This is a genomic window from Janthinobacterium sp. GW821-FHT03A03, assembly GCF_059421435.1.
The window spans coordinates 576,277-602,385 of sequence record NZ_JBWKUZ010000001.1; the positions used below are offsets into that span (position 1 = coordinate 576,277).

Here is a 26,109-nt window from a genome sequence, read left to right on the forward strand (position 1 = left end):
GGTCCGGCGCCGCGCATTGCAATTAGGTAGTGCGCTATATATACTGTGCCCATGGATACCACCACCGCTCCCAATCCCCTGCACCAGGTGCCGCGCCTGGACAGCCAGCTGTGCTTTGCGCTGTACTCGACCTCGCTCGCCATGAACAAGCTGTACCGCAAGCTGCTGCGCAAGCTCGGTCTCACCTATTCGCAATACCTGGTGATGATGGTGCTGTGGGAACGCGACGGCTTGACGGTGTCGGAAGTGGGCGAGCGCCTGTTTCTCGATTCTGCCACGCTGACGCCCTTGCTCAAGCGCATGGAACAATCAGGCCTGTTGACGCGCGCGCGCGCCGCCAGCGACGAGCGCCAGGTCATCATTTCCCTCACGCAGCAGGGCGACCAGCTGCGCCATGCAGCGGCCCTGCTGCCCGAAGCCATCCTGACGGCCAGCCACTGCAGCGTGGAGCAGGTTGTGGACATGAAACAACAACTGAACCAGTTGCGCGACAGCCTGATGAAAAGTGAGTAAAAGCGCCGCATTCCCGAGCAAAATCAGGTAAAGCATCGCCCTGACAGCGCCAGGCATAAGCTGGCGCGAAATCCGCCTTTCTTTATTACAAATCGATACAAGGAGGGCCTCACCCTGCGTATAGAATAGTTGCCACTATTTCCTTACAACAACATCAGGGTGACCATGCGCATACCTTTCGGCTCCGTAGCCTCGTTGGCTCTGTGCTTTACCGTGTCGGCCTTCGCCGCCGAACCGTTCGACGACAAGTTCCGCCAGCTCGAAGAATTGCTGCCCACCCCGAACACCTACCGCACCGCCTCGGGGGCGCCTGGCCACGCCTACTGGCAGCAGCGCGCCGACTACACGATACGCGCCACCCTGGATGAAGCCAGGCGCGAAATCGCCGGCAGCGGCACCATCACCTACCATAACCGGTCGCCCGATACCCTCGGCTACCTGTGGCTGCAGCTGGACCAGAATATCTACCGGCCCGATTCCGATGCGCGCCGCATGACCACGGCGCCCTCGCGCCAGGCGTGGGCCAAGACGGCGGGCGAAGACACGATGAAGTTCGAAGGCTTGCGCGGCATGCTGGCGCGCGGCGACTTCCAGGGCGGCTTCAATATCCGCGCCTTGAAAGGCGCGGACGGCCTGCCCCTGAAGCACGTGATCAACCGCAGCATGATGCGCATCGACCTGCCGCAGCCCCTGAAGCCGGGCCAGGATTTCGTCTTCCAGATCGACTGGGATTACCGCATCAACGAACAGAAGGTGCTGGGCGGGCGCGCCGGCTATGAAGTCTTCGACGACAAGAACGCGCTGTTTGAGGTAGCGCAATGGTTCCCCCGCATGGCCGCCTACTACGACGCGGCCGGCTGGCAGCACAAGCAGTTCCTCGGCTCGGGCGAATTCACGCTGGAATTCGGCGACTACGACGTGCAGCTGACGGTTCCTGCCGACCATATCGTCGCCGCCACGGGCGAGCTGCAGAATCCACAGGACGTGCTGTCCGCCGCGCAGCGCGAGCGCCTGGAAAAGGCCCGCGGCAGCGACAAGCCCGTCATCATCGTCACGCAGAAGGAAGCGGAAGCGGCCGAAAAATCCGTCAGCCGCGCGCAAAAGACGTGGCACTTCAAGGCGGCCAACGTGCGCGACTTCGCCTGGGCTTCGAGCCGCAAGTTCATCTGGGATGCGCAGGGCTACAACAAGGGCGGCAGCAAGCTGATGGCCATGTCCTACTATCCGAAAGAGGGCAATCCGCTGTGGGAAAAGTACAGCACGCAAGCCATCGTGCACACGATAGAACAGTACAACAAGTACAGCATAGCCTACCCGTATCCGACGGCCATCTCCGTCAACGGCCCCGTGGGCGGCATGGAGTATCCGATGATCTCCTTCAACGGCCCGCGTCCGGTGAAAGACAAGAAAACGGGCGCGCTGACGTATTCCAAGCGCACCAAGTATGGGCTGATCGGCGTCATCATCCATGAAGTGGGCCACAACTACTACCCGATGATCATCAACTCGGACGAGCGCCAGTGGACATGGATGGACGAAGGCCTCAACACCTTCGTGCAATACCTGGCGCAGCAGGCGTGGGAAGAAAACTACCCGGCCTCGCGCGGCGAACCGCGCGAGATCGTCGACTACATGCGTAGCCGCGACCAGGTGCCTATCATGACCAATTCCGAATCGCTCTTGCAGTTCGGCAACAACGCCTACGCCAAGCCGGCAGCGGGCCTGAACATCCTGCGCGAGACCATCCTCGGGCGCGAGCTGTTCGACTATGCCTTCAAGGAATATGCGCAGCGCTGGAAATTCAAGCGCCCCACCCCCGCCGACTTCTTCCGCACCATGGAAGACGCTTCCGGCACGGACCTCGACTGGTTCTGGCGCGGCTGGTTTTATACGACCGACCCGGTCGACATCAGCATCGACGGCATCACGGAGTACGGCGTGAGCTCAAAGAATCCGGAAACGGAAAAGGCCTGGAAAAAAGCGCAAAAGGACGCCCAGCCGGAGTCCGTCACAAACCGCGCCAACAAGGGCATGCCACGCCGCGTCGATGCGCATCCGGAACTGAAGGATTTCTACAATCAGCACGACGATTTCACGGTGACCAACAAGGACCGCAACGCCTACGCCGAAGCGCTGGCCGCGCTGGAACCGTGGGAAAAAGACCTGCTCAAGCAGGGCAAGCACCTGTACCTGGTCGACCTGTCGAACGTGGGAGGCATGGTCATGCCCCTGATCCTCGAGATCGAACTGAAAAGCGGCAAAAAATACGTCGAGCGCGTGCCGGCCGAGGTATGGCGCTACTCGCCGAAGAAAATCACCAAGGTCGTCATCACGGACGAGCCGATGGTGGGCCTGGTACAGGACCCGTACTGGGAAACGGCCGACATCGACACGAGCAACAATAGCTGGCCAAGAAAAATCGCGCCTTCACGCCTGGAACTGTTCAAGAGCGAAAAATCGCCCAAGGATAACCTGATGCGCGATTTTCATACGCCCCTGAAAAGCAGGAACGGCGGCGCGGCCGGGGATGACGAGGCGTGAAGCGCTGGCGCCTTCTCGCGGCAAGCCTGCTGGCCTGCGCCAGCATGGCGGCCGGCGCCCATAACTTCCACATGGGCATCGCCGACATCAGTTATAACGCTGCCAGCGGCAGCACGGAAGTGGTGCACACCTACACGGGCCACGACGTGCAGGCGCTGCTGACGAATCTGTACCAGCGCCAGTTCGACCTGGGCCAGGAAGACAGCGAAGCGGCCCTGCGCCGCTATGTCGAAAAGCAGTTTTACCTGGTGGGGCCGGACGGCAAGCGATTACGCCTGAACTGGGTCGGCATGAAGGTCAACGCCGACAACGTGGTGATCTTCCAGGAAATCGAGCACACGCGCCTGGCGCCGGCCACGCGCATCCATAACCAGCTGCTGACCGACTTCCTGCCCAGCCAGCGCAATACCCTCAACGTGCAGGATAGCGGCAGCATCCAGACGCTGATCTTCGACCGCCAGAACACGGAATTGCCGATCCGCTAAGCCCGGGCACACCTATCCCCCATGACGCCACGCTCTCTTCCCCTCTTCCTCGCCGCGCTGTTTTCAGCAAGCGCTGCCCACGCCGACGACATCTTCCAGCGCGTGCTGGTCGACGGCTCGCGCCTGAACCAGCTGGGCGTGGCCGATTCGGCCAACGCAGGCAGCGTCACGCAACAGCAGCTCGACGCGCGCACCAGCTACCGGCCCGGCGAATTGCTTGAAGCCGTGCCGGGACTGATCGCCAGCCAGCATAGCGGCGAGGGCAAGGCCAACCAGTTCTACCTGCGCGGCTTCAACCTCGATCACGGCACGGACTTGCGCACCACCGTCGACGAGATGCCCGTCAACCAGCGCAGCCATGGCCACGGCCAGGGCTGGACGGACCTGAACTTTTTGATCCCCGAACTGGCCATGCGCCTCGATTACAAAAAGGGGCCGTATTCGGCGGCGCAAGGCGATTTTTCCTCGGCGGGCGCGGCGTCCATCGTCTATGCGAACCGCCTGACGCAGGGCATCGCCAGCGCGGGCATCGGGCAAAACGGCTTTCGCCGCGCCCTGCTGGCCGATACGCTCGATGCGGGCGACGGCAGCCTGCTGTACGCGCTCGAAACGCAGCACAACGATGGTCCGTTCACGCAGCCGGACCGCTACCGCAAGCGCAATGGCGTGCTGCGCTACAGCGAAGGCTATGCCAACAACGGTTTCAACGTCACGGCCATGGCGTATGACGCCAGCTGGTACGCCACCGACCAGATTCCGCTGCGCGCCGTGCAGGATGGTGCGCTGGGCCGCTTCGACGCCATCGATGCCAGCGACGGCGGCAAGGCGCAGCGCTACAGCCTGTCTGGCGCCTGGCGCCAGACGACGGACGACGCGTCGTCCAGGGTCAGCGCGTACATGATCGCCAACCGCCTGGCCCTGTTCTCGAATTTTACGTATGCGATGGACGACCCGGTCAACGGCGACCAGTTCGCCCAGCCCGACCGGCGCGTGACGGCCGGCCTCGATGCCAGCCATACCTGGCACCGCCACACGGACAGGGGCAGCAGCGACACCACCATCGGCGTGCAGCTGCAGAACGACAATATCCATAATGGCCTGTACCACACGCGCCGGCGCCAGGTCCTGTCGACCACGCGGCAAGACCATATCGTCGAAACGAGCCTCGGCGTGTATGGCGAAAACAGCACGCGCTGGTCGCGATCGCTGCGCACCGTGGCCGGCCTGCGCGCGGACGCCTACCGCTTCGACGTGCGCAGCGACCGCGCCGCCAATTCGGGCCAGGCCAGCGACCATTTGTTCAGCCCCAGCCTGAGCGTGATCGCGGGGCCGTGGCGCGACACGGAAGCGTATTTCAATATTGGCAATGGTTTTCACAGCAACGACGCGCGCGGCACGACGATCAACATTGATCCGAAGACGGGCGAGGCGGCAGACAAGGTCACGCCCCTGGTGCGCTCGCGCGCCCTGGAACTGGGCTTGCGCAGCGCCGCCATCGCCGGCCTGCAAGCCTCGCTGTCGCTGTACCGCCTGGACTTCGATTCCGAACTGCTGTTCATCGGCGACGCCGGCGCCACCGAGGCGGGCCGTCCCAGCCGCCGCTACGGCATCGAGTTTTCCAGCTACTACAAGGCGGCCAGCTGGCTGTCGCTGGACCTGGACCTGGCGTATGCGCGCGCACGCTCGCGCGGCGGCGACCCGGCAGGCGGCTTCATCCCCGGCGCCATCGAAGGGGTGGCCCAGCTGGCCATGACGCTGACGCCGCAGGGGCCATGGTCAGGCTCTTTGCGTCTGCGCTACTTCGGCCCGCGCCCGCTGATCGAGGATAACAGCGTGCGCTCCGCCGCCAGCGTGGGCCTGAACGGGCGCATCGCCTACCGGATCGACAAGACCTTGCGCATGGAACTGGAGGGCTACAACCTGGCCAACCGGCGCGACTCGGCCATCGATTACTACTATGCCTCGCGCCTGCCCGGCGAGGCGCAGCCAGTCGACGATATCCACTTCCATCCGGTGGAATCGCGCTCGCTGCGTCTGACCCTGGTAAAGAATTTTTAACTCAACAAGAATAATTCGTATCGCACACTGCACAGGAAACGCCGCGAAGTCGTAGAATGCCAGGCTGGACAAACTGATACAGGCCGCGTTCCGGCCGGCACCGCCATGAGCACTTCCGCACCGATCTTTACCGCCCCGTCCCGCCTCAAGGACGCCTTGCGCGACGACGGCTATGCCGTCCTGCGCCCGCAGGACGTGGCCGCGCTGGCCGGCTGCCCGCTCGACGCGCTGCGCGCGCTCGAACCAAGCTGGAATGCGCTGGCGCTGGACAATTACCTGAAGGATGGCGGCCGCTATCGTCGGCGGCGCCACTCGTGCTTCGTGCAGGATGGCGCGCGCCTGACGCAGACGGCGCACCGCCCGCACTGGCAACCGGTGGAATACAACGCCCTGCACGGCGGCATGCACCGCCTGTTCGAACCGGTCGAACCGGCCATCGTGGCGCAGCCGGCCTGGCAGCAGCTGATCCGCGCGCTGGGCGACGCCTGCTCCCAGGTCAAGGGCAGCCAGCCGTGGTTCATCGAGGCGCACCAGTTCCGCATCGACACCACCGACGGCATCGGCCGCCCCACGCCGGAAGGCGCGCACCGCGACGGGGTCGACTTCGTCGCCGTGCTGCTGATCGGGCGCGAGCAGGTCAAGGGCGGCGAGACGCGAATTTTCGAAGCAGATGGCCCCAACGGCAAGCGCTTTACCCTCACCGAGCCGTGGTCGCTGCTGCTGCTCGACGATGCCGCCGTGATCCATGAATCGACGCCGATCCAGCCCGTCGGCGACCATGGTCACCGCGACACGCTCGTGCTGACCTATCGCGCCGGCCAGTTCCAGGGCGAAAACTGACAGGCGGCCACAGCATTCCCAGTGGCCAAAATAGTTACTTGGAAGTTACTTTTACAGACCTAAATCCGATATAGTCATACGATGTCGATATTGTGCGCTCGCCGCGCCCAGCATCACCACACTGAAATTCTAGGAGAGGTCTGTGGACTCCAACAACCAAATCAAGCCTGATGAAATCGAGATCCTGATCGTCGAGGATAGTCCGACCCAGGCCGAGCGCTTGCGGCGCCTGATCCAGTCCCTGCATTACAATGCGCGCGTGGCGGCCAACGGCCAGCTGGCCCTGGCCGCCATCCGCGAGCGCAAGCCGCATTTGGTATTGTCCGATATCGTCATGCCGGAAATGAACGGCTACGACCTGTGCCGCGCCATCAAGTCCGATCCTACCCTGCGCGACATTCCCGTCATCCTCGTCACCTCGCTCAACGACCCGAAGGACATCATCCGCGGCATCGAATGCGGCGCAGACAATTTCATCCGCAAGCCATACGCGGAAGACTACCTGCTCAACCGCATCAGCCACATGCTGATGAACCAGAAGCTGCGCAAGAACCAGAATGTCGAAATCGGCATCGCGCTGTACCTGGGCGACCAGAAGCACTTCATCAATGCGGAACGCCAGCAAATCCTCGATTTGCTGATCTCCACCTATGAGCAGGCCGTGCAGGTGAACGGCGAACTGCAGGCGCGCGAACGCCAGGTAATCGAGCTGAACATGCGGCTGGCGCACCATGCGGCCGAGCTGGAAACCATCAACCGCGAAATCGCGCTGAAAAACCTGGAACTGGCCGAAGCGAGCCGCATGAAGTCCGCCTTCATCGCCAACATGTCGCATGAACTGCGCACGCCGCTCAACGCCATCATCGGATTCACGGGCGCGCTGCTGATGAAACTGCCCGGCCCCCTGACATCGGACCAGGACAAGCAACTCAATACCATCCGCGCCAGCGCGCGCCATCTGCTCTCGCTGATCAACGATATCCTCGACGTGGCCAAGATCGAGGCGGGCAAGCTGACCCTGTCGATCGAACCCGTGCACTGCCAGGAACTGATGGCCGAAGTGGCCGACACCCTGCGCCCCCTGGCCCAGCAAAAAGGCCTGGCGCTGGAAATGGAGCTGGGCACGGAAAACCAGGCGCCCGCCATCATCGACACGGACCGCCGCGCGCTGACGCAAATCCTCATTAACCTGCTCAACAACGCCATCAAGTTCACGGAACAGGGCACGGTGCGCATCAGCCTGTCCCAACGCGAGGAAGACGGCGTGCGGGTGACGGAAATGAGCATTGCCGACAGCGGCGCCGGCATCAAGGAAGAGGACCAGGCCAAGCTGTTCCAGGCCTTCTCGCAACTCGATTCCACCTCCACGCGCCACGTGGAAGGCGCAGGACTGGGTTTGTACTTGTGCCAGAACCTGGCCAACGCCATCGGCGGCGCCCTGTTCTTCAACAGCGACTACGGCTCCGGCAGCACCTTCACGCTGGCGCTGCGCAGCAAGGCCTGAGCTTCTGTGCGCTGCAGCATGGAATGCTGTTTTTTTGCCATCAACAAGAGTTGAATACAGTAGTTCTACGGTATTGCACTGCACCATTTTCAGCGCTATAGTAGCACTGTCTCCTCCAATTCGTTCTCCGAACATTGGATTCGGCCCGCGCCAGTTCGCGGGCTTTTTTTTGCCTGCGTTTTCCACGCATCTTCATGCTTTCTTAATTAAATCAATCGATTTAGTTATATCAAACGCTTGAGATATGTGCTTAAATCTCCGGCATGATTGAAAAAAACATTTCCTCCACGTCACCCGTCGATGACGGGCGCAAGCCCCGTTCCGATGGCGAGCAGTCGCGCGAGCGCTTGCTGCATAGCGCCATCCGCCTGTTTGCCGGGCAGGGCTACGCCAAGACCTCCACGCGCGAATTGGCGCAGGCGGCCGGCACGAATGCGGCTGCCATCCGCTACTATTTTGGCGACAAGGCGGGGCTGTACCGCGCCGCCTTCTCCCAGCAGTCGTCGAATCCGCAAGACAATATCGTCCAGTACGACCAGCCCCACTTCACCTTGCGGCAAAGCCTGGAAGGCTTTTATGCACAATTGCTCGCCCCCATGCAGCAGGGCGAGATTGCGCGCGACTGCATGCGCCTGTGGTGCCGCGAGATGCTCGAACCGACGGGACTGTGGGCGCACGAGATCGACCAGAACATCCGCCCCGAGCACGAGGCGCTCACGCGCGTGCTGGCACGCCACCTGGGCGCGCCCGACAACAGCGACGACATGCACCGGCTGGCGTTCTCCATCGCCTCGCTGGCCCTGCAGCACATGGTGGGCGCCGACGTGCTGCAAACCCTGCGCCCGCAGTTGCTGGACACGCCATGCGCCCTCGACACCTGGCTGGCGCGCATGACCGACTACGCGCTGGCCATGGCCGACGTGGAGCGCCAGCGCCTCGCCAAAGCAGCATCCACCGCTACCGCTCAACGACAAGCACAAGGACCAGCATGACAACTATTCGATGCGCCGTTCGACGTACCCTGGCCGCCGGCATCGTGCTGGCGCTGGGCGGCTGCGCCCTGCAGGGACCACCCGCCACCGTGGCCGCCAAGGATCCCGCGCAGTGGCAGGCGCCGCTGCCGCATAATGGCAATCTGCCCGAGCTGGCCGGCTGGTGGCAGCGCCAGGGTGACGCCCTGCTGGTGGAGCTGATCACCGACGCCCAGCAGGCAAGTCCCACCGTCGCCGCCGCCCGCACGCGCATCGTGCAGGCGCGCGCGGATCGCGTGGCTAGCGGCGCGACGCTGGCGCCCAAGCTCGACGCGACAGGCAGCGTGGTGCGCACCAGCCAGCAGTCGCTGCAACCGGGCGGCACCACCTCGCAGGCGGCCCTGCAGGCGTCCTGGGAAATCGACGTCTTCGGCGCCAACGGCGCCACGCGCGATGCGGCGCAGGAGCGCTACGACAGCGCCCGCGCGCTCTGGCACGAAGCCCGCGTCTCGGTGGCAGCCGAAGTGGCGAACCAGTACTACCTGCTGCGCGCCTGCCGGCAATTGCAGGCCGTGGCCGAACAGGATACCGTCTCGCGCCGCGACTCGGCGCGCCTGACGGCGCTCAGCGCCGGCGCCGGCTTCCAGCCGCCCGCCAACGCGGCATTGGCCCGCGCCAGCGCCGCCGAAGGCGCCAGCCGCGCGATCGAACAACGCGCCTCCTGCGACGTGGAGGTGAAAGCGCTGGTGGCCCTGTCAGCCATGCCGGAAGACGCCCTGCGCCGCAAACTCGACGCCAATCCCGCCGTCCTGCCGTCCCCCGTAGCCATCGCGGCGTTGCCGGCGCAGACCCTCGCCCAGCGTCCCGACGTGTACAGCGCCGAGCGCGAAGTGGCGGCCGCCAGCTTCGAAGTGCGCGGCGCGCAGGCGCAGCGCTACCCGCGTCTGAGCCTGACTGGCTCCATTGGCAAGGGCAATATCCGCTCCGGCGGCAGCAGCATCACGGCCAGCACCTGGAGCATCGGCCCGCTGGCCGTCAGCCTGCCCATCTTCGATGGCGGCACCCGCCGCGCCCAGGTAGACGCGGCCACGGCGCGCTACGACGAGGCAGTGGTGAAATACCGCGCCGGCGTGCGCCAGGCGGTGCGCGAAGTGGAGGAAGCACTGGTCAACCTGGGCAGCACGGAAGCGCGCAGCGAACACGCCATGACGGCATTGGAAGGCTACCGCGTGTCGTTTGTCGCCACGGAAGAGCGCTACAAGAATGGCCTGGCCAGCCTGATCGAACTGGAAGACGCACGCCGCACGCGCCTGGCCGCCGAAAACACGGTGGTCAACCTCGAGCGCGAACGCAGCGCCGCCTGGGTGGCGCTGTACCGCGCCGCCGGCGGCGGCTGGGACAACACTGCCGCCATCGCCAACAACGCCCCCTGACGGATACGACAACATGAAAAAACTGACCTTGAAACCCCTCGGCATCGCCCTCGCCGCCCTCGTTGTTGCCACCGGTGCCGGCTTTGCCCTGTATGCGCCCGCCTCCACGGCGGCCGACGAGGCGAAGGACAAGAACGCGACGCAAAAGCCCGCGCTCACCGTCACCACGGCCAAGCCGCAGACGGCCAGCCTGCCCATCAAGCTGAGCGCCAACGGCAACGTGGCAGCGTGGCAGGAAGCCGTCATCGGCAGCGAGTCGAACGGTTTGCGCCTCACTGACGTGCGCGTGAATGTCGGCGACGTCGTGCGCGCCGGCCAGGTGCTGGCCGTGTTCTCGAACGACACGGTCAACGCCGACGTGGCGCAGGCCAGGGCCGCCGTATTGGAAGCGGAAGCGAATGCGGCCGAGGCGGCGGCCAATGCGCAGCGCGCCCGCTCGCTGCAAAGCACGGGCGCCATCAGCGCGCAGCAAATCAGCCAGTACCTGACGGCGGAACAGACTGCCAATGCGCGCATTGCATCGGCCAAGGCGCAACTGGCGTCGCAGCAGCTGCGCCTGAAATACACGCAGGTGGTGGCTCCCGACAGCGGCATCATCTCCTCGCGCTCGGCCACCGTGGGGTCGGTGGTGGGCGCCGGTACGGAACTGTTCCGCATGATCCGCCAGGGCCGCCTCGAATGGCGCGCCGAAGTGACGGCCACCGAGCTGCTGAACCTGAAGCCGGGTACCCTGGCGCAGGTGAAGGCGGCCAATGGCAGCGTGTTGACGGGCAAGGTGCGCATGATCGCCCCCACGGTCGACCCGCAGACGCGCTCGGCCCTCGTGTACGTGGATCTGCCGGCAAGTACCGGCACAAACGCGCCGTTCAAGGCAGGCATGTACGCCAGCGGCGAATTTGAACTGGGCACGTCGGGCGCGCTGACCGTGCCCCAGCAGGCCATCGCCGTGCGCGACGGCTTCAGCTATGTCTTCCGCCTCAATCCCGACCAGCGGGTCAGCCAGATCAAGGTGCAGGCCGGGCGGCGCCTGACGGACCGCATCGAGATCATCAAAGGCATCACGGCCGACACGACGATTGTCGTCAGCGGCGCCGGCTTCCTCAATGACGGCGACCTGGTACGCAATGTGCAAAACCCGGTGGCATCCCCGGTGGCAGCAGCAGCCAAGCCGGCCGCAGCGAAAAAGTAAGGAGAGGCCATGAATTTTTCCTCCCTCTCGATCAAGAATCCGATCCCGGCCATCATGCTGTTCGCGCTGCTGACCCTGGCCGGTCTGCTGGCCTACAAGGCCAATCCGGTGCAGGATTTCCCCGATATCGAACTGCCCATCGTCACCGTCAGCGCGGTGCTGCCCGGCGCCGCGCCGGCCCAGCTGGAAACGGAAGTGGCGCGCAAGATCGAAGACTCCGTCGCCACCCTGCAAGGCGTGAAAAACATCTACACCAAGGTGCTCGATGGCGTCGTCACGGTGACCGTCGAATTCATCCTGGAAAAGCAGATCGCCGAAGCCGTCAACGACGTACGCGACGCCGTCGCGCGGGTCAAGGCGGACATGCCGGCCGAACTGCGCGACCCCACCGTCACCAAGGCATCCACGGCCGGGCGCGTGGTGCTGACCTTTATCGCCACGGCGAAAGGGGGCGTGGACAACCCGCTCGACGCGCCCGACCTGTCCTGGGTCGTCGACAATACGGTGGCCAAGCGCCTCCTGACCGTGCCCGGCGTGGGCGCCGTCACCCGCGTGGGCGGCGTCTACCGCGAGATCCAGGTGGAACTCGACGAAGCGCGCATGGCCGCATTGAAGGTCTCGGCCCTCGACGTCTCGCGCCAGCTGCGCCTGGTGCAGCGCGAAGCGCCGGGCGGCCGGGGCGACGTCAGCGGTGCCGAACAATCGGTGCGCACCATCGCCACCGTCAAGACGGCCGATGAATTGTCGCGCGTGGAAGTGCCGCTGCCGGACGGCCGCCATGTGCGCCTGGACCAGGTGGCCACCGTGCGCGACACCATTGCCGAACCGCGCGCGCTGGCCGAGCAGGATGGCAAGACCGTCGTCGCCTTCGAGGTGTTCCGCACCAAGGGCGCCAGCGAGGTGGCCGTCGCCAATGGTGCGCGCGCCGCCATCGCCGACCTGCAGAAGGAAAACCCGAATGTGGTGCTGCAGCAGTCGATCGACAACGCCTTCCCCGTCGAGGAAAACTTCGAAGGCTCCATGGAGCTGCTGTACGAGGGCGCTCTGCTGGCCGTGCTGGTGGTGTGGTGGTTCCTGCGCGACTGGCGCGCCACCCTGGTGGCCGCGGCCGCCCTGCCCCTGTCCGTGATGCCGGCCTTCCTCGGCATCTACTGGTTCGGCTACACGCTCAATACCGTCACCCTGCTGTCGCTGGCGCTGGTCGTCGGCGTGCTGGTCGACGACGCCATCGTGGAAATCGAAAACATCGAGCGCCATCTGCGCATGGGCAAGTCACCGATGGAAGCGGCCATGGAAGCGGCAGATGAAATTGGCATGGCGGTGATCGCCACCACCTTCGCGCTGGTGGCCGTGTTCCTGCCGACGGCCTTCATGAGCGGCATTCCCGGCCTGTTCTTCAAGCAGTTCGGCTGGACCGCCGTGCTGGCCGTGCTGGCCTCGCTGGTGGTGGCGCGCCTGCTTACCCCCATGATGGCGGCCTATATACTGAAACCGCTGCCCCACAAGGAAGAGCAGGATGGCTGGCTGATGACGCGCTACCTGCGCGTGATGCGCTGGTGCCTCAAGCACCGTGGCATCACGGCCATCGCCTCGGGCCTGTTTTTTGTCGGTTCCATCATGCTCGTGCCATTGCTGCCGACGGGCTTCGTGCCTGCCGCCGACCGCGCACAGACGCAGATCAACCTGGAACTGCCGCCCGGCTCCACCCTGGGTGAAACGCAAGCCGTCGCGGCCATGGCGCGCGACGCGGCCATGCGGACACCCGGCATCAAGGGCGTCTTCAGCTCGATCGGCGGCGGCTCCAGCGGCGACGCCTTCGCCCCCGGCGCGGCGGCCGAAGCGCGCCGCGCCGTACTGACCCTGACCACCGTACACCGTACCGAGCGCAAGGAATCAATGGCAGGCCTGGAAACGCAGTTGCGCCACAAGCTCGATGCGATTCCCGGCGCCCGCTTCACGGTTGGTCCGCCCGATACGGGCGTCAAGATGCAGCTGGTGCTGCGCTCGGAAGACCCGGTGGCGCTGATGGAGGCAGCACAAAAGGTCGAACGCGAATTGCGCGGCCTGAAAGGCATCGGCAACGTCAATTCCAGCGCTTCGCTGGTGCGCCCGGAAATCATCGTGCGTCCCGATTTTGCCAAGGCGGCAGACCTGGGCGTGACGGCGGCGGCCATCGGCGAGACCGTACGCGTGGCCACGGCCGGCGACTACGACACGGACCTGACGAAAATGAACCTGCCCGAGCGGCAAGTGCCGATCCGCGTCAAGCTGCCCAATAACGTACGCGCCGACCTGGCCGCCATCGAACGCCTTACCGTGCCCGGCAAGAATGGTCCCGTGCGCCTGGCGAACGTTGCCACGGTGACCATGGAAAGCGGCCCGGCGCAGATCGACCGGCTGAACCGCAGCCGCAACGTCACACTGGACGTTGAACTCGGTTCCCGCACGCTTGGCGAACTGAACGAAGAAGCGCGCGCCCTGCCGTCGATGAAGAATTTGCCGCCGTCCGTGAAGATCGCCGAGCTGGGCGACGCACAGGAGATGGCGTCGCTGTTCGCCAGCTTCGGCCTGGCCATGCTGATCGGCGTGCTGTGCATCTACTGCGTGCTGGTGCTGCTGTTCAAGGACTTCATGCAGCCGGTGACCATCCTGGCGGCGCTGCCGCTGTCCATCGGCGGCGCCTTTGTGGCCTTGCTGGTCACGGGCAGCGCCCTGTCGATGCCGTCGATGATCGGCCTGATCATGCTGATGGGGATCGTCACCAAGAACTCCATCCTGCTGGTCGACTATGCGATCCTGGCGCGCCAGGCGGGCATGAACCGTTTCGATGCGCTGGTCGACGCCTGCCACAAGCGCAGCCGCCCCATTCTGATGACGACGATTGCCATGGGCGCCGGCATGATGCCTCTGGCGCTAGGCTGGGGCGCCGACCCCAGCTTCCGTTCGCCGATGGCCATCACCGTCATCGGGGGCCTGATCACGTCGACCTTATTGAGCCTGCTGGTGGTGCCGGCCGTGTTCACCTACATCGACGACCTGGAGCACCTGCTCAAGCGCGGCATGGCAAAACTGCGCCGCCAGAAGGCGCCCGCGCGGCGCGATGACAGGGTGGTGCTGGAAAAATAGGCGCCAGGCTGATTGAAAAATCGCCCCCTGCGGGCAAGGAAGCGAGGAACCGGCCGTCAGGCCGCGCTCCCTCGCTTTCATCTATCTGGCATACTGCGCCCATTCTCCATGAACGCAATCTGCCCTGCCTATGAATTACCGCACCCCGCTCGTCCTGCTACTGGCCTCTGCGCTGCTCGGCGCCTGCTCGGACAAGACAGCCCCCGCCAGCGCCGAGCTGGCAGCCGACGTGGCAGCCGCTGCCCCCGCCGCTGCCGACGCAACGGCATCGGCCGAACACGTGCCATCGCCGTCCGCCACCGCGCCCAGGACGGAAGCGATGAACACGCCGCAGGCGCGCGAGCGTGAAGCAGGCATGATGCGCGCCGTCTTCGGCAAGGACTACCGCAGCGACAGCGACGATGCGCTGGCCGACCTGTCCGATCCGGACAACCACGTCGACAAGCTCAGTTACGTCGTCAGCGCCGTCAGCCACAAGCTGCTGCCCGATGGCAGCGCCATTCTGGTGGCGAATGCGGAAACGGCCAACACGGAAGGCACGGCCGAATCGGCGCATGCCTCGCCGGGGCTGCTGAATGTCTTTTTCCTGGCGCCCAAGGGCACGCCGGAAAACGGCCAGTGGCAAGTCGTGAAACGCCTGGAAAACATCGCCGCACTGGGCTCTTCGGGGCAGCTCGGCGAAGTCCACTGGATCATGCTGGGCGCGAACAAGCCGGGACTGGCGATCCGCCACGGCTATACGGGCCAGGGCTACACCATCACGCAACTGGCCCTGTTTGAAATCGGCGACGGCAAGGTCACCTCACTCGATGGCGCCATCGACCTGTACTCGGACAATATGGGCGCCTGCGGCCCTGAAACGGACGAGTGCTGGATGGTCAAGGGAAACTGGCGCTTCGCGCCAGCACGCAATGGCGGCGCGTATGATGACTTGCTGATCGATTTCAAGGGCGCCACCGAAAAGATCAAGCCGGGCGTCACGGTCAAACCGGACCAAGACCCGCCGCGCATCGCCACGCCCCTGAACGGCCACGCGCGCTATGGCTTCGATGGCAAGGGCTATCAATTAGTTGAGGGGAAGAATCCAGTACCTGGCGTTTGATGAGGTCAGACCCGCCGGGTCTGCCCCCCACGCAAGCGAGCTACCTGCGCGCCGCCTCCAGGCGCGCCAGCAGCGGCGCATACATAGCCCGCGTATGGCTGCTCCAGCGGGCCATGGCGCTGTCGATATCGAGCAGCAGGCGTTCCGACAGCACCTTGTCGCCCTGTTGCAGCGCCCAGATCGCGCACTCGGCACGGCAATCGAAGCTGTTGTAGCGCGTCAGCGCATCGTCGAATTCCGCTTTCGCTTCCACCTGGCGACCGCTTTGCGCCAGGGCGCGCGCCGTCAGCAGGGACACCATCTCGGGACGGAAATGGATATCCGTGCGGCGGATGAATTCCAGGTGCGTCAGCGCTTCGGCGCCGCGCGCGCATTCCAGATAGGCGCGCGCCGCGCCCAGCCGAATTTCCAGGTCCGATGAAAACGCTCCCCGCAGGCAGGCTTCGTACGTCGATGCGGCTTCCTGCGCATCACCCGCCTCCAGCTGCGCGCTGGCCAGGCGCATCTGGTTTTGCGCCGTCGGCGTGTACTCGAAGGCGGCCTTCGCCTCGCGCAGCTCGCGGTTCGGATCAAGTACCTGCACGGCCACCGATGCGACCTTGCGCGCGCCTTGCTGCAGGCGCGAATTGGGCAGGTAGATGGCGAAGAAATACACCACGCTGCCCAGCAGCGGAAACATGAATAAAATGAGCAGCCAGTACAGCTGCTGCCCGTTGCGCACCACGTGAATCGCAAAAAATACCGCGATCAGGATGTGGATGCCTATGCCAAAAATCGTCATGCCGCGACCTCGTTCGTAATGGGAGCAGCTGGCACCATGCCGCCGCTTTCCCCAGCGAGATATTACACCGGCCGCGGCAAACCGCCGCGTCGGGCATGCCGGCGTTACTGGCCCCTGGCCGACCAGCCGCCGCCCATGGCGCGGTACAGGTCGACGGAGGAAACGAGGATGCGGGTTTTCAGCTGCAGCAAGCCCACGTCGGCGCTGTACAGGGTGCGCTGGGCATCGAGTTCTTCCAGGTAAGAGGCGTAGCCATTGCGGTAGCGGTTGTGCGCAATGCGCAGGGTGTCCGCCGCCGCGGCGCGGCGCGCGTCGTTTTCCACGGCTTGCTGCTGCAGCCGGTAGATGGCCGCAAGGCTGTTCTCCGTTTCGGCGAACGCGTTGCGCACCACGTTTTCATACGCGTACACGAGCTGGTCGCGCTGCGCGCCGGCGGCCTCCGTCTGCGCCTGCACCCGCCCGCCGTCGAACAGGGGGCCGGCCGCCAGCGCCGTCAGGCGCCACAGGGCCGTGGGCGCATGCAGGAAGTCGGTCAAGGTGGTGGCTTGTCCGCCACCGACGGCCGTCAGCTTGAACGAGGGCAGCAGCTGATCGCGCGTGGCGGCCAGGCTGGCATTGGCGGCCGCCAGATTGTGTTCCGCGCGCGCGATGTCGGGCCGGCGGCGCAGCAGTTCGGATGGCAGCCCAGCCGGCACGGAGGGCGCATTCAGTTGCGCCAGCGGCAAGCCGCGCGCGATGCGGCCGGGATTGCCGCCGACGAGGACTGCCAGCGCATTTTCCTGCTCGAATATCTGCCGCTGCAGCTGCGGTACCTGTTCGGCCGCCGCATGGTATTCCGATTGTGCCTGCAGCCATTCCAGGCGCGAGCTGTAGCCCACCTCGAACTGCTTGCGCGCCAGCTCGCGCGACTGTTCGCGCAGCTGCAGGGTCGACTGGATCAGCTCCAGCTGGGCATCGAGGCCGCGCAGGTTCAGGTAGCTCGTCGCCACGCTGGCGGCAAGCGACAGGGCCGCCGCATCGAGGCTGGCCTGCTCGGCGCGGTAGCTCTCGCCGGCTGCATCGCTCAGACTGGCCAGCCGGCCCCACACGTCGATTTCATAGCTGGCCTGCAGTTCGGCCTGGAAGACGTTCGTCACATACGGCTTGCCGCTCGACGCCAGGGTGCGCGTGCGCGTGGGCGAACCGTCGAAGGCCAGGTTGGGCGCGCGGTTGGCGTCGGCCTGCGCCAGGCGCGCGCGGTATTCCTGCACGCGGGCGCGCGCCACGCGCAAGTCGCCATTGCGCGCCAGCGCCTCGCCCACCAGATTGCTTAAAACAGGGTCGCCGAAGGCCTGCCACCACAGCAGCTCCACATGGGCGCCGTTCGCCGGCGACGTCGCGGCATCGGCCGGCGCGCGCCAGCCGGACGGCAGCTGCAAGGTCGATGCGGGCTGTGGCGGCGCCTTGGCGGCGCAGCCGGCCAGCGCCAGCGCAGCGGCCATCAGTAATCGGCGGCGTGTCATGGCTTGGCCTTCGCGGGCGCCTTCTTCGACGGCGGCGGCGGCGCGGGATTCTCCGCCGAGTCATTCAGCACGGCGGAGGTATCGACACTGACCACCACCGACATGCCCGGCACGAGGCGGCGCGCATTCCCCTGCCCCGGATCGATGCGGATGCGCACGGGAATGCGCTGGGCGATTTTCAGGTAATTGCCCGTCGCGTTATCGGCCGGCAGCACGGAAAACTCGGAACCCGTGGCCGGCGAGATGCGCTCGACCTGCCCCGTCAGCACGGCGCCATCGAGCGCGTCGACGTGGAAGGTGGCGCTCTGCCCTTCCTGCACGCCGTTCATCTGGGTTTCCTTGAAATTGGCGATCACCCACATCTGGCGCGGCACCAGCGCCATCAGCTGCGCGCCCGAATTCACGTACGCGCCCTGGCGCACCGTCACCTGTCCCAGCTGGCCATCGGACGGCGCCACGATGCGCGTGTTATCGAGGTCGATCCTGGCCGCCTTGACGGCCGCCTGCGCGTTCGCCACGGCCGCTTCCAGCGCCTGTCTGTTGACCACCACGGAATGCACGCTTTGCTGGGCGATGTCGAGGTTGGCGCGGGCTTGCGCCAGCGCGGCCGCCATCTGCGCCTGCGTGGCGCGCGACTGGTCGTGTTCGCGCTGCGACAACGAACCGTCGGCCACCAGCTGCTCCACCCGGTTCAAGTCGGCGCTGGCCTTGCGCGCCTGCGCTTCCGCATTGGCCAGCGCCGCCTCGCTGACGGAAATGCCCGCTTGCGCGCTGGCCTTCTGCTGCGCCCAGTTCGACAGCGCCGCCTGTTGCGCCGCCAGTTGCGCTTGCGCCTGCTCGTAGCGCTGCTGGTAGATGCGGTCGTCGATGCGCACCAGCAACTGCCCTTCCTTGACGTCCATGAAATCCTGCACCGTCACTTCCACCACATAGCCCGATAGCTGCGTGCCGATGATGGTCACCTGGCCCCGCACGGTGGCGTTTTCCGTCGTCACGATGGGACTGGTGAACGGCGGCAAACGCCACGCATACAGCACGATCAGCACGCCCACCAGGGCCACGGCGGCAAAGGCCAGCGCGGACAGCCACTGGTGGCGCCGGTCCGGCTGCGCCGAGGCTGAAGTAGTGGCGGGCGCCGGCGCGGATGCGGCTGGAGGCGTTGCCGGTGCTGGCGGTGGATTCCTATTTTCTGTCATTGCTCGGTTCCGAATTGGTAATGGGGACGATGGCCATGGCCGTTTGCGCGTCGCGCACGGGGCCGACCAGGCGCCGCGCGCCCATGGTGATGCGGGTCCAGGACTGGCTGACCAGCATCCACAGCAAGGTGGCAAGGGCGACGCCGGCGATCATCAGAAAAACGTCGTTATAAGCGAGTACATTGGCTTCGCGCGTGGCGATGGCGCCCAGCCGCGCCACGCCCTGGGCGCTGCGCAGCGCGGGGTCGCCCAGCACGCCGCCATAGGCCGCTGCACCCGACTGCAGGCGGGCAGCCACCTGCGGGTCGAGCATGGTCAGGTGTTCGACCAGATAGCTGGAATGGTATTTTTCGCGCGCCGTCTGGATGGTGCCGACGATGGCCGAACCGAGCAAGCCGCCCAGGTTCTGCGTCATGGTAAACATCACGGAAAAGCTGACCAGGTTGCGCGGTTCGGCGATCACGGCGCCCATGCCGGACACCATGGTGGGGCCGAGAAAATACGTGCCGCCGAAGGCCAGCAGGAACTGGCTCACGTACATGTTGACGGGGCGCGTCTGGCTGGTGGCGTGCGCGTCGATCAACGCGCCGGCAGCGATCAGCAGCAGCGCGAACATCAGCGAGCGGTGGGTGGTGGCCGGGTTGATCGTCAGGGCGCTGACCACCAAACCTGCCACGCTGCCCAGCAGCACGACGACGAACAGGTTCTGCATCTGGTCCGTGTTCAGGCCCAGCGCCTGCAGGAAGCCGACGGCGCCCGTCGATTCGGACAGCACGATGCGAAACAGCAGCACCGATAAAAACAGCTTGGCGATCTTGCCCGTGGTGAGCCAGCGCGTGTTGAGCAGCGGGCGCGCGCGGTTATGCTCGATGGCCAGCGCGGCGGCGATGAGCACGATGGAGCCCGCCAGGCACACGCCTACCCACTCGGCCTCCATCCACCACGCCGTGCGTCCCTGCGCCAGCACGGCGCACAACAGGGCCACGCCGGGCGCGAACAGGATGAAGGTGAGGAAGTCGAGCGGCTCGAAGGTCTGCACGCGGTCGCCCGGCGGCAGTTTCAGGGCCAGCACGCAGCCCAGCGCCAGCAGGGCCAGGCCCAGCTCGAACAGGTACAGGCCGTGCCATTCGCCGATCTGCAGCAGTTCGGAGGTGAAGATGCGCGCCAGCGGCAGCGCCAGTTGCGCAAAGCCCAGGCCCAGCACCACACCCTTCAGGCGGTGCTTGGCGGGAAACGCCTGCAAGGTGTAGTACAGCCCCAGCACGCCCAGCGCGCCGCCCACCATGCCGTGTGCAGCGCGCACGGCGATCGCCGACGGCAAGGTGTTCGCATACAGGTGGGCGAAGGTGACGAGCGCATACAGCACGAGGAAGAATTCGGTGAACAGGCGCAGGCCGAACTGCTGGCGGAATTTCACCAGCAGCAGATTCATGGACACGATGGTCATCACATAGGCGGCCGGCAGCCACTGCATCTGGTAGGCATAGGCGGCCAGCGAACCTTGCAGATTCAGCAGGTTGGCTGTCACCAGGCCGTTGCCGAGCCCCCCCGTCAGCGCGACGATCAGGCCGACGATGAAATACGCGACGCGCCTGGGCGTCGAATGTTCGGGCGTCGATGGCGACCCGGGCAGGTTCGGGCGTTCGCCCGGCCCCCAGGTCCGTGGTGTGTACTTGTCCATGCGGCAATCACGATCTGGTTTGCTGAAGCCGTTCTTTGCTGCTTTGCTGTTGTTAAGCAAACAGTTGCATATGAACAGTTCTCATGCGCAGCATATCACCGCAGCAGGTTTTGATTGGTTAAATTGATCGATGGTGTTGCCAAGGAGAAAAACAAGGCTGCGCTGAAGGCGATGGGCAAGCAGACCATGCAGATCCAGGGCCAGGCCCGGCAGGCCTGGCCCACTTCACGTCATCACACGCGCGGCGGGTCCGTCTCGCGCGCGAACGAACGGTGGGCGGCCAGCAGCTTCTTGAAGGCCGCCACGGCTTTCACGACATCGGCGGACGGCGCCACGATGACGGCGGGATCGGGCTTGCCGTCGGGCAGGGTCGTCGGCACGCCGGCCTGGTCCAGCAAGCCCTTGCCCGCGCCGACGGCCAGTATCGGCTTGCAGTGGCGGTACTGCAGGCGCAGGAAGTCGAGCGCATTGGCGTCGCTGCCCAGCTGCTGCACGGCACCTTCGCCGTCCGGCACCACGACGGCGTCGAACAGGACGGACGGCCCCGTTTCCAGAGAGATTTCCACGGCCAGCGGCGCGCCGCCGCTCGTGTCGACCTTGCCCAGGTGGCTGCCCACCAGGCGCGGCACGGCGCCGTCGGCCAGCAGGGACGCATAGATATTGCGCGCCTGCGCGCCATCGCTGCCCGGCCCCACGAGGATGGCCACGCGCAGGGTGTGGATGCCCGTCTTGCCGGGTCGGAAAAACAGCGACAGTTCCGGCGACGGCGGATAGCTAGGGATCGGCAGCATGGCGACGGGCGGCATGACGGGCGGCAGCGCCAGGCCCAGCGCATCGGCCAGGCGCTGCGCCAGCGTTTCGTCGACATTGCGCAACATGGCGACGACGCGCTTGCGGATGGCCACCGTCTGCACCTTGCTCAGTTCAAAGCGGAACGCATGCACGATATGGTCTTGTTCGACCGGCGTCTGGCTGATCCAGAACAACCGCGCCTGGCCATAGTGCTCGGCGAATTTCTCGGGCTTGCCGCGCACCTTGTCGCCATCGACGGGGGCGGGAAAACTGTTGAACCCCTTCGCGCCCGCCTGGAACGGACAGCCGCCCGCCAGCGAATTGGGTTCGTAGGCGACCCGGCCCCGGTTGATGGCCTGGCGGTGGATGCCGTCGCGCTGGTTGTTGTGCAGCGGTGCCAGCGGCGAATTGATGGGGATTTCATGGAAGTTGGCGCCGCCCAGGCGCGTGATCTGCGTGTCCACGTACGAGTGAATGCGGCCCTGCAGCAGCGGATCGTTGCTGAAATCGATGCCGGGCACGATGTGCGCCGTGCAAAAGGCCACCTGCTCCGTCTCGGCAAAGAAGTTATCGGGATTGCGGTTCAAGACCATTTTCCCGACAGGGATCAGGGGCACCAGTTCTTCGGGAATCAGCTTGGTGGGGTCGAGCACGTCGAAGGGGAACGCTTCGGCCTGTTCTTCCGTGAAGACCTGGAAGGACAATTCATATTCGGGATACTCGCCGCACTCGATGGCTTCCCACAGGTCGCGCCGGTGGAAGTCGGAATCGGCGCCGCTGATCTTCACGGCTTCGTCCCAGACGAGCGAATGCGTGCCGGCCAAGGGCGACCAGTGGAACTTGCAGAAGACGGACTGCCCCTTGGCGTTCACGAGGCGGAAGGTGTGCACGCCGAAGCCCTGCATCATGCGGAAACTGCGCGGGATGGCGCGGTCGGACATGACCCACATCAGCATGTGCGTGATTTCCGGCGACAGCGAGGCGAAGTCCCAGAAGGTGTCATGCGCGCTGGCGGCCTGCGGGATGCCGTTGTTCGGCTCGGGCTTGACGGAGTGGATCAGGTCGGGGAACTTCATCGCATCCTGGATGAAAAAGACGGGAATGTTATTGCCGACCAGGTCCCAGTTGCCTTCGTCCGTATAAAACTTCACGGCAAAGCCGCGCACGTCGCGCGCCGTGTCGGTCGAGCCGCGCTCGCCGGCCACGGTGGAAAAGCGCACGAAGACGGGCGTGCGCTTGCCCGCCTTGGCGAACGGCGCGGCGCGCGTCAGCTTGCTTTGCTCCTTGTAGCATTCGAAATAGCCGTGGGCGGCGGAGCCGCGCGCATGCACGACGCGCTCGGGGATACGCTCATGGTCGAAATGCGTGAGCTTTTCACGCAAAATAAAATCTTCCATCAGGGTGGGGCCGCGCAAGCCCGCCTTCAGCGAGTTCTGGTTGTCGCCCACGGGCACGCCCTGGTTGGTCGTCAGCACGCAGCCGCTGTCATCGCTACGGGCGCCGTCGAGCGAGGCATTGCGCGCATTCTCGCCCAAGGCCGGCTGCCCGTCGCCCACCTTCGGCGAGGGCGTCGTTTCGCCCGTCGTGCTGGCCGAGGCCAGCGCTTCGCCCGACGTCACGTGCACGCCTTCGGCCGGCGCGCGCGCCGCCTCGCCATACTGGCCAGCGACATTCGGATTGTCGGGCATGGCGGCCGACAGCGCCTGTCCGGCGGCGGCTTTCTTCAGCAGCGCCTGGGCCGCGGCGTGGTCGCTGCCCAGGCTCTGCGGCGGATCGGCCTCGGATGGGCCGGACATGCTGCTCAATACGGAACCCGCACCGTCCGTGGACGGCGTTTTCTTGTTGGTAGCCATTACATCTCCTGTGAGTAGTCTGCCCCGGGAAGTAACGCTACAACTCCCTCATTCAGCGCACGAACAGGGCAATCAAAATAATGATGGGAATAGGTACACCAATCAACCACAACAAAATGGAGCGCATGTTCCACCCTCCTTACTGCCTGCTACCACTACCTCGTGCGCGTGGGCGCCGGCTCAGTTCGCCATGATGGCGAAGCGGGCAGGCGCCCACGAGAACTACTCGGCAGGAATGCGTAAACCGACGGCTACTTACTATTTACGCGAACCCAGCAGTTTCGACAGGCCATAACCGGCCGCCACGGCCACCAGCAGCGACACGGCCGGACGCTCGCGTACATAATCACGGCCCGTTTCGCCGGCGCGCTGGCAGGCGGCGCCCAATTGCTTGCCGCGCGCCATCAGGCGTTCGGACGCTTTCGACATGCTGTCGCTGACCTTCTCGATGCGCTCGCCCACCTGGTCCACGCCCTCGTGGGCACGCGTGGCGACCTTGTCGATCAGAGGCTGGGCCTGGTCTGCCACCTTATCGATGGTGCGGTGCAAGTCCTGGCGGGTCTCCTGAGTGTTACCGTTCAAATCGGAGCTGGCTTTTTCAATCGCGTTCATGATGGTTTCCTTCAAAGGTGAATAAATCAACCATGCTCGATGCCGTGACCGAATCATGATTCTCCTCGCTTCCGGGAAAAAAGAAGCGGCTAAACGCTGCCGGGCTGAGCCATATCAAACTCTGGATCAGCAGCAAGCTGTTGACACCACCTTAACCGCGCCCGCCGCGCGCCACCGTGCGCTGCCACACCTTGAAGCGCAGACTTAAATTCCTATTGGAAATGACAAAATAACAAACGCCGCCGGCCTGGTGGAACGGACAGGGATTGCGGAGCTATCGCAAGTGCGCTGCGGCACAGAAAACGCCCTGCAGCGACCAGGCATCGTGGCGCTAACAACGATGGGCTATGCATCGTCTTTTGCTTGAGATACAGGGGTTGCACACACAAATGTATGGATTTTTATGGGGAATTTTCCCATAATAACGGGAAGCAATACCCATACATGAAGGCAAAATGTCCAAATCAAAATCCATACAAGAAGAAAGCCAGGCCAGCGCATGGGTCACGCCGTTCGTGCAACATGGCGGCCCGCGCTACCTGCAGATCGCCGACATGCTCGAGCGCGCGCTGTCGGACGGCAGTCTGCGTCCCGGCGACCGCCTGCTGCCGCAGCGCCGCCTGGCCGAGCTGCTCCGGGTCGACCTGACGACGGTAACCCGCGCATACGACGAGGCCAAGCGCCGCAACCTGCTGGAGGGACAGGGCGCGCGCGGCACCTACGTGGCCGCGCCGAAGGTGGAATTGACGCAGTTGCTGGATCTGAGCATGAATATCCCGCCGCCGCCCGTGGGCGTCGATTTCAATGACCTGCTGAAACAGGGCGTGGCGCAGGTGCTGATGCGCACGGACAGCGACTTGTTGATGAGCTATCATCTGGGCGGCGGTGGCAGAGCCGACCGCGCGGCGGGCGCCGTCTGGCTGGCGCCCATGTTTGGCGACGTCGATGCGCAGCACGTGGTGGCCTGTCCTGGCGCGCAGGCGGCGCTGGCGGCGCTGATATTGACCTTGAGCCGGCCCGGCGACACCATCTTGACGGAGGCGGCCGTGTATCCGGGCCTGCGCTCGGCGGCGGGGCAGCTGAACCGCAAGCTCATCGTCGTGGAAACGGATGCGGACGGCATGCTGCCCGAAGCGCTGGAAAAAGCCTGGCGCAAGCACCATGCACGCCTGATCTACCTGAATCCGACCCTGCAAAACCCCACGGCGCACACCATGCCGGACGCGCGGCGCCTGGCCATCACGGAAGTGGCGGCCCGCTGCGGCATGCACATCATCGAGGACGACCCGTACTGGCTGCTGGCCAGCGACGCGCCGCCGCCGCTGGCCCATTACGCGCCAGGCCACGTGTCCCACATCGCCACCCTGTCGAAATGCCTGGCGCCCGGCCTGCGCATGGCCTATGCGCTGGTGCCCGACGTGCAACGGCGCGAACGCTTCGTGCAGGCCCTGCGTTCCTTCAGCCTGATGGCCACGCCCCTGACGACGGCGCTGGCGACGCAATGGATACACGACGGCTCGGCGCACGAGCTGCTGGCCGGCGTACGCAGCGAAGCAGCCGCGCGCCAGGACGTCATCCGCACCATCCTCACCGGCACGAGCCACCCGCGCAGCGACGGCATCCACGTATGGTTCTCGCTGCCCAGCTACTGGACCTCGCGCGAACTGGCCGCCACTGCCCGCACGCAAGGCGTGGCCGTGACGGCTTCCGACGCCTTCTACGACAACCGCCCGCCGAACGCCATCCGCATCTCGCTGGGCAGCATCCGCGACCGCGCGCGCCTGGCCAACGCATTAAAAAAATTATCACTGCTGCTGGCGCACAAGCCGGCCGTGAGCCGGGAATTTGTCATTTAGACGGATGCGCCACTCGCCGGCGCAGGCTGGCGGGCGAGAATGCTGCAGGCGAAAAAAAAACCCACCGTTTGAGC

Annotated in this window: 18 protein-coding genes; 12 read left to right on the plus strand and 6 right to left on the minus strand. The window is 65.0% G+C overall.

Annotation, left to right across the window (positions count from 1 at the left end):
* The first annotated feature begins 51 nt into the window (after nt 1-51).
* The 11 genes from AC07VI_RS02620 (at nt 52) to AC07VI_RS02670 (ending at nt 15,762) form a co-directional block, all read left to right on the plus strand.
* Nucleotides 52-513, plus strand: a complete 462-nt coding sequence (locus AC07VI_RS02620; RefSeq protein WP_086143954.1) for a MarR family winged helix-turn-helix transcriptional regulator — start codon at nt 52-54, stop codon at nt 511-513.
* Between the two features lie 165 nt (nt 514-678).
* Nucleotides 679-3,054 (plus strand): M1 family metallopeptidase, encoded by a 2,376-nt coding sequence (locus tag AC07VI_RS02625; protein WP_492995611.1) that lies wholly within the window; start codon nt 679-681, stop codon nt 3,052-3,054.
* Nucleotides 3,051-3,539 (plus strand): DUF6702 family protein, encoded by a 489-nt coding sequence (locus AC07VI_RS02630; RefSeq protein WP_099374247.1) that lies wholly within the window; start codon nt 3,051-3,053, stop codon nt 3,537-3,539. Before AC07VI_RS02625 ends, AC07VI_RS02630 begins: the two co-directional genes overlap by 4 nt.
* Before the next feature lie 21 nt (nt 3,540-3,560).
* Nucleotides 3,561-5,597: a TonB-dependent receptor gene (locus tag AC07VI_RS02635; protein ID WP_086143951.1), complete on the plus strand. Its 2,037-nt coding sequence runs from the start codon at nt 3,561-3,563 to the stop codon at nt 5,595-5,597.
* A 105-nt stretch (nt 5,598-5,702) separates the two neighbouring features.
* A complete protein-coding gene (locus AC07VI_RS02640; RefSeq protein ID WP_086143950.1) occupies nt 5,703-6,437 on the plus strand; it encodes a 2OG-Fe dioxygenase family protein in 735 nt (244 codons plus the stop codon).
* A 142-nt stretch (nt 6,438-6,579) separates the two neighbouring features.
* On the plus strand, nt 6,580-7,941 hold the full coding sequence (locus tag AC07VI_RS02645) for a hybrid sensor histidine kinase/response regulator (RefSeq protein ID WP_086143949.1): 1,362 nt from the start codon (nt 6,580-6,582) through the stop codon (nt 7,939-7,941).
* Nucleotides 7,942-8,204: 263 nt separating this feature from the next.
* Nucleotides 8,205-8,933 (plus strand): CerR family C-terminal domain-containing protein, encoded by a 729-nt coding sequence (locus AC07VI_RS02650; protein WP_086143948.1) that lies wholly within the window; start codon nt 8,205-8,207, stop codon nt 8,931-8,933.
* A complete protein-coding gene (locus tag AC07VI_RS02655) occupies nt 8,930-10,345 on the plus strand; it encodes an efflux transporter outer membrane subunit (RefSeq protein WP_492995615.1) in 1,416 nt (471 codons plus the stop codon). Before AC07VI_RS02650 ends, AC07VI_RS02655 begins: the two co-directional genes overlap by 4 nt.
* A 13-nt stretch (nt 10,346-10,358) precedes the next feature.
* Nucleotides 10,359-11,534, plus strand: coding sequence for an efflux RND transporter periplasmic adaptor subunit (locus AC07VI_RS02660; RefSeq protein ID WP_086143946.1), 1,176 nt, complete (start codon nt 10,359-10,361; stop codon nt 11,532-11,534).
* A gap of 9 nt (nt 11,535-11,543) precedes the next feature.
* Nucleotides 11,544-14,660 carry an efflux RND transporter permease subunit gene (locus tag AC07VI_RS02665; protein WP_492995617.1) on the plus strand — a complete coding sequence of 1,039 codons (3,117 nt, stop codon included), beginning with the start codon at nt 11,544-11,546 and terminating at the stop codon, nt 14,658-14,660.
* A gap of 130 nt (nt 14,661-14,790) precedes the next feature.
* On the plus strand, nt 14,791-15,762 hold the full coding sequence (locus tag AC07VI_RS02670; RefSeq protein ID WP_086143944.1) for a hypothetical protein: 972 nt from the start codon (nt 14,791-14,793) through the stop codon (nt 15,760-15,762).
* Nucleotides 15,763-15,802: 40 nt separating this feature from the next.
* Here the strand turns inward: AC07VI_RS02670 and AC07VI_RS02675 are convergent, their stop codons facing one another.
* From AC07VI_RS02675 to AC07VI_RS02700, 6 genes are all read right to left on the minus strand, one after another.
* The gene (locus AC07VI_RS02675; RefSeq protein WP_086143943.1) at nt 15,803-16,543 is read right to left on the minus strand and encodes a hypothetical protein; all 741 of its coding nucleotides are present in this window, start codon (nt 16,541-16,543) and stop codon (nt 15,803-15,805) included.
* 104 nt (nt 16,544-16,647) lie between these two features.
* A complete protein-coding gene (locus AC07VI_RS02680; RefSeq protein WP_099374245.1) occupies nt 16,648-18,045 on the minus strand; it encodes an efflux transporter outer membrane subunit in 1,398 nt (465 codons plus the stop codon).
* The gene (locus tag AC07VI_RS02685) at nt 18,042-19,241 is read right to left on the minus strand and encodes an HlyD family secretion protein (protein WP_492995620.1); all 1,200 of its coding nucleotides are present in this window, start codon (nt 19,239-19,241) and stop codon (nt 18,042-18,044) included. The genes AC07VI_RS02680 and AC07VI_RS02685 overlap by 4 nt, the downstream gene beginning before the upstream one ends.
* The gene (locus tag AC07VI_RS02690; RefSeq protein ID WP_492995622.1) at nt 19,228-20,922 is read right to left on the minus strand and encodes an MFS transporter; all 1,695 of its coding nucleotides are present in this window, start codon (nt 20,920-20,922) and stop codon (nt 19,228-19,230) included. Before AC07VI_RS02690 ends, AC07VI_RS02685 begins: the two co-directional genes overlap by 14 nt.
* Nucleotides 20,923-21,155: 233 nt before the next feature.
* Nucleotides 21,156-23,567: a catalase gene (locus AC07VI_RS02695; RefSeq protein ID WP_492995624.1), complete on the minus strand. Its 2,412-nt coding sequence runs from the start codon at nt 23,565-23,567 to the stop codon at nt 21,156-21,158.
* Between the two features lie 258 nt (nt 23,568-23,825).
* Nucleotides 23,826-24,179, minus strand: coding sequence for an ElaB/YgaM/YqjD family protein (locus AC07VI_RS02700; protein WP_086143940.1), 354 nt, complete (start codon nt 24,177-24,179; stop codon nt 23,826-23,828).
* 455 nt (nt 24,180-24,634) lie between these two features.
* Between AC07VI_RS02700 and AC07VI_RS02705 the strand changes: the two genes are divergently transcribed.
* Nucleotides 24,635-26,035, plus strand: coding sequence for an aminotransferase-like domain-containing protein (locus AC07VI_RS02705; RefSeq protein ID WP_086143939.1), 1,401 nt, complete (start codon nt 24,635-24,637; stop codon nt 26,033-26,035).
* Nucleotides 26,036-26,109: the final 74 nt, after the last annotated feature.

What these genes read in the sequence shown, in the direction of transcription:
- AC07VI_RS02620 (WP_086143954.1), top strand. Translation starts at nt 52, where the DNA reads ATGGATACCACCACCGCTCCCAATCCCCTGCACCAGGTGCCGCGCCTG.
- AC07VI_RS02625 (WP_492995611.1), top strand. Translation starts at nt 679, where the DNA reads ATGCGCATACCTTTCGGCTCCGTAGCCTCGTTGGCTCTGTGCTTTACC.
- AC07VI_RS02635 (WP_086143951.1), top strand. Translation starts at nt 3,561, where the DNA reads ATGACGCCACGCTCTCTTCCCCTCTTCCTCGCCGCGCTGTTTTCAGCA.
- AC07VI_RS02640 (WP_086143950.1), top strand. Translation starts at nt 5,703, where the DNA reads ATGAGCACTTCCGCACCGATCTTTACCGCCCCGTCCCGCCTCAAGGAC.
- AC07VI_RS02650 (WP_086143948.1), top strand. Translation starts at nt 8,205, where the DNA reads ATGATTGAAAAAAACATTTCCTCCACGTCACCCGTCGATGACGGGCGC.
- AC07VI_RS02655 (WP_492995615.1), top strand. Translation starts at nt 8,930, where the DNA reads ATGACAACTATTCGATGCGCCGTTCGACGTACCCTGGCCGCCGGCATC.
- AC07VI_RS02660 (WP_086143946.1), top strand. Translation starts at nt 10,359, where the DNA reads ATGAAAAAACTGACCTTGAAACCCCTCGGCATCGCCCTCGCCGCCCTC.
- AC07VI_RS02665 (WP_492995617.1), top strand. Translation starts at nt 11,544, where the DNA reads ATGAATTTTTCCTCCCTCTCGATCAAGAATCCGATCCCGGCCATCATG.
- AC07VI_RS02670 (WP_086143944.1), top strand. Translation starts at nt 14,791, where the DNA reads ATGAATTACCGCACCCCGCTCGTCCTGCTACTGGCCTCTGCGCTGCTC.
- AC07VI_RS02675 (WP_086143943.1), bottom strand. Translation starts at nt 16,543, where the DNA reads ATGACGATTTTTGGCATAGGCATCCACATCCTGATCGCGGTATTTTTT.
- AC07VI_RS02680 (WP_099374245.1), bottom strand. Translation starts at nt 18,045, where the DNA reads ATGACACGCCGCCGATTACTGATGGCCGCTGCGCTGGCGCTGGCCGGC.
- AC07VI_RS02685 (WP_492995620.1), bottom strand. Translation starts at nt 19,241, where the DNA reads ATGACAGAAAATAGGAATCCACCGCCAGCACCGGCAACGCCTCCAGCC.
- AC07VI_RS02690 (WP_492995622.1), bottom strand. Translation starts at nt 20,922, where the DNA reads ATGGACAAGTACACACCACGGACCTGGGGGCCGGGCGAACGCCCGAAC.
- AC07VI_RS02695 (WP_492995624.1), bottom strand. Translation starts at nt 23,567, where the DNA reads ATGGCTACCAACAAGAAAACGCCGTCCACGGACGGTGCGGGTTCCGTA.
- AC07VI_RS02700 (WP_086143940.1), bottom strand. Translation starts at nt 24,179, where the DNA reads ATGAACGCGATTGAAAAAGCCAGCTCCGATTTGAACGGTAACACTCAG.
- AC07VI_RS02705 (WP_086143939.1), top strand. Translation starts at nt 24,635, where the DNA reads ATGTCCAAATCAAAATCCATACAAGAAGAAAGCCAGGCCAGCGCATGG.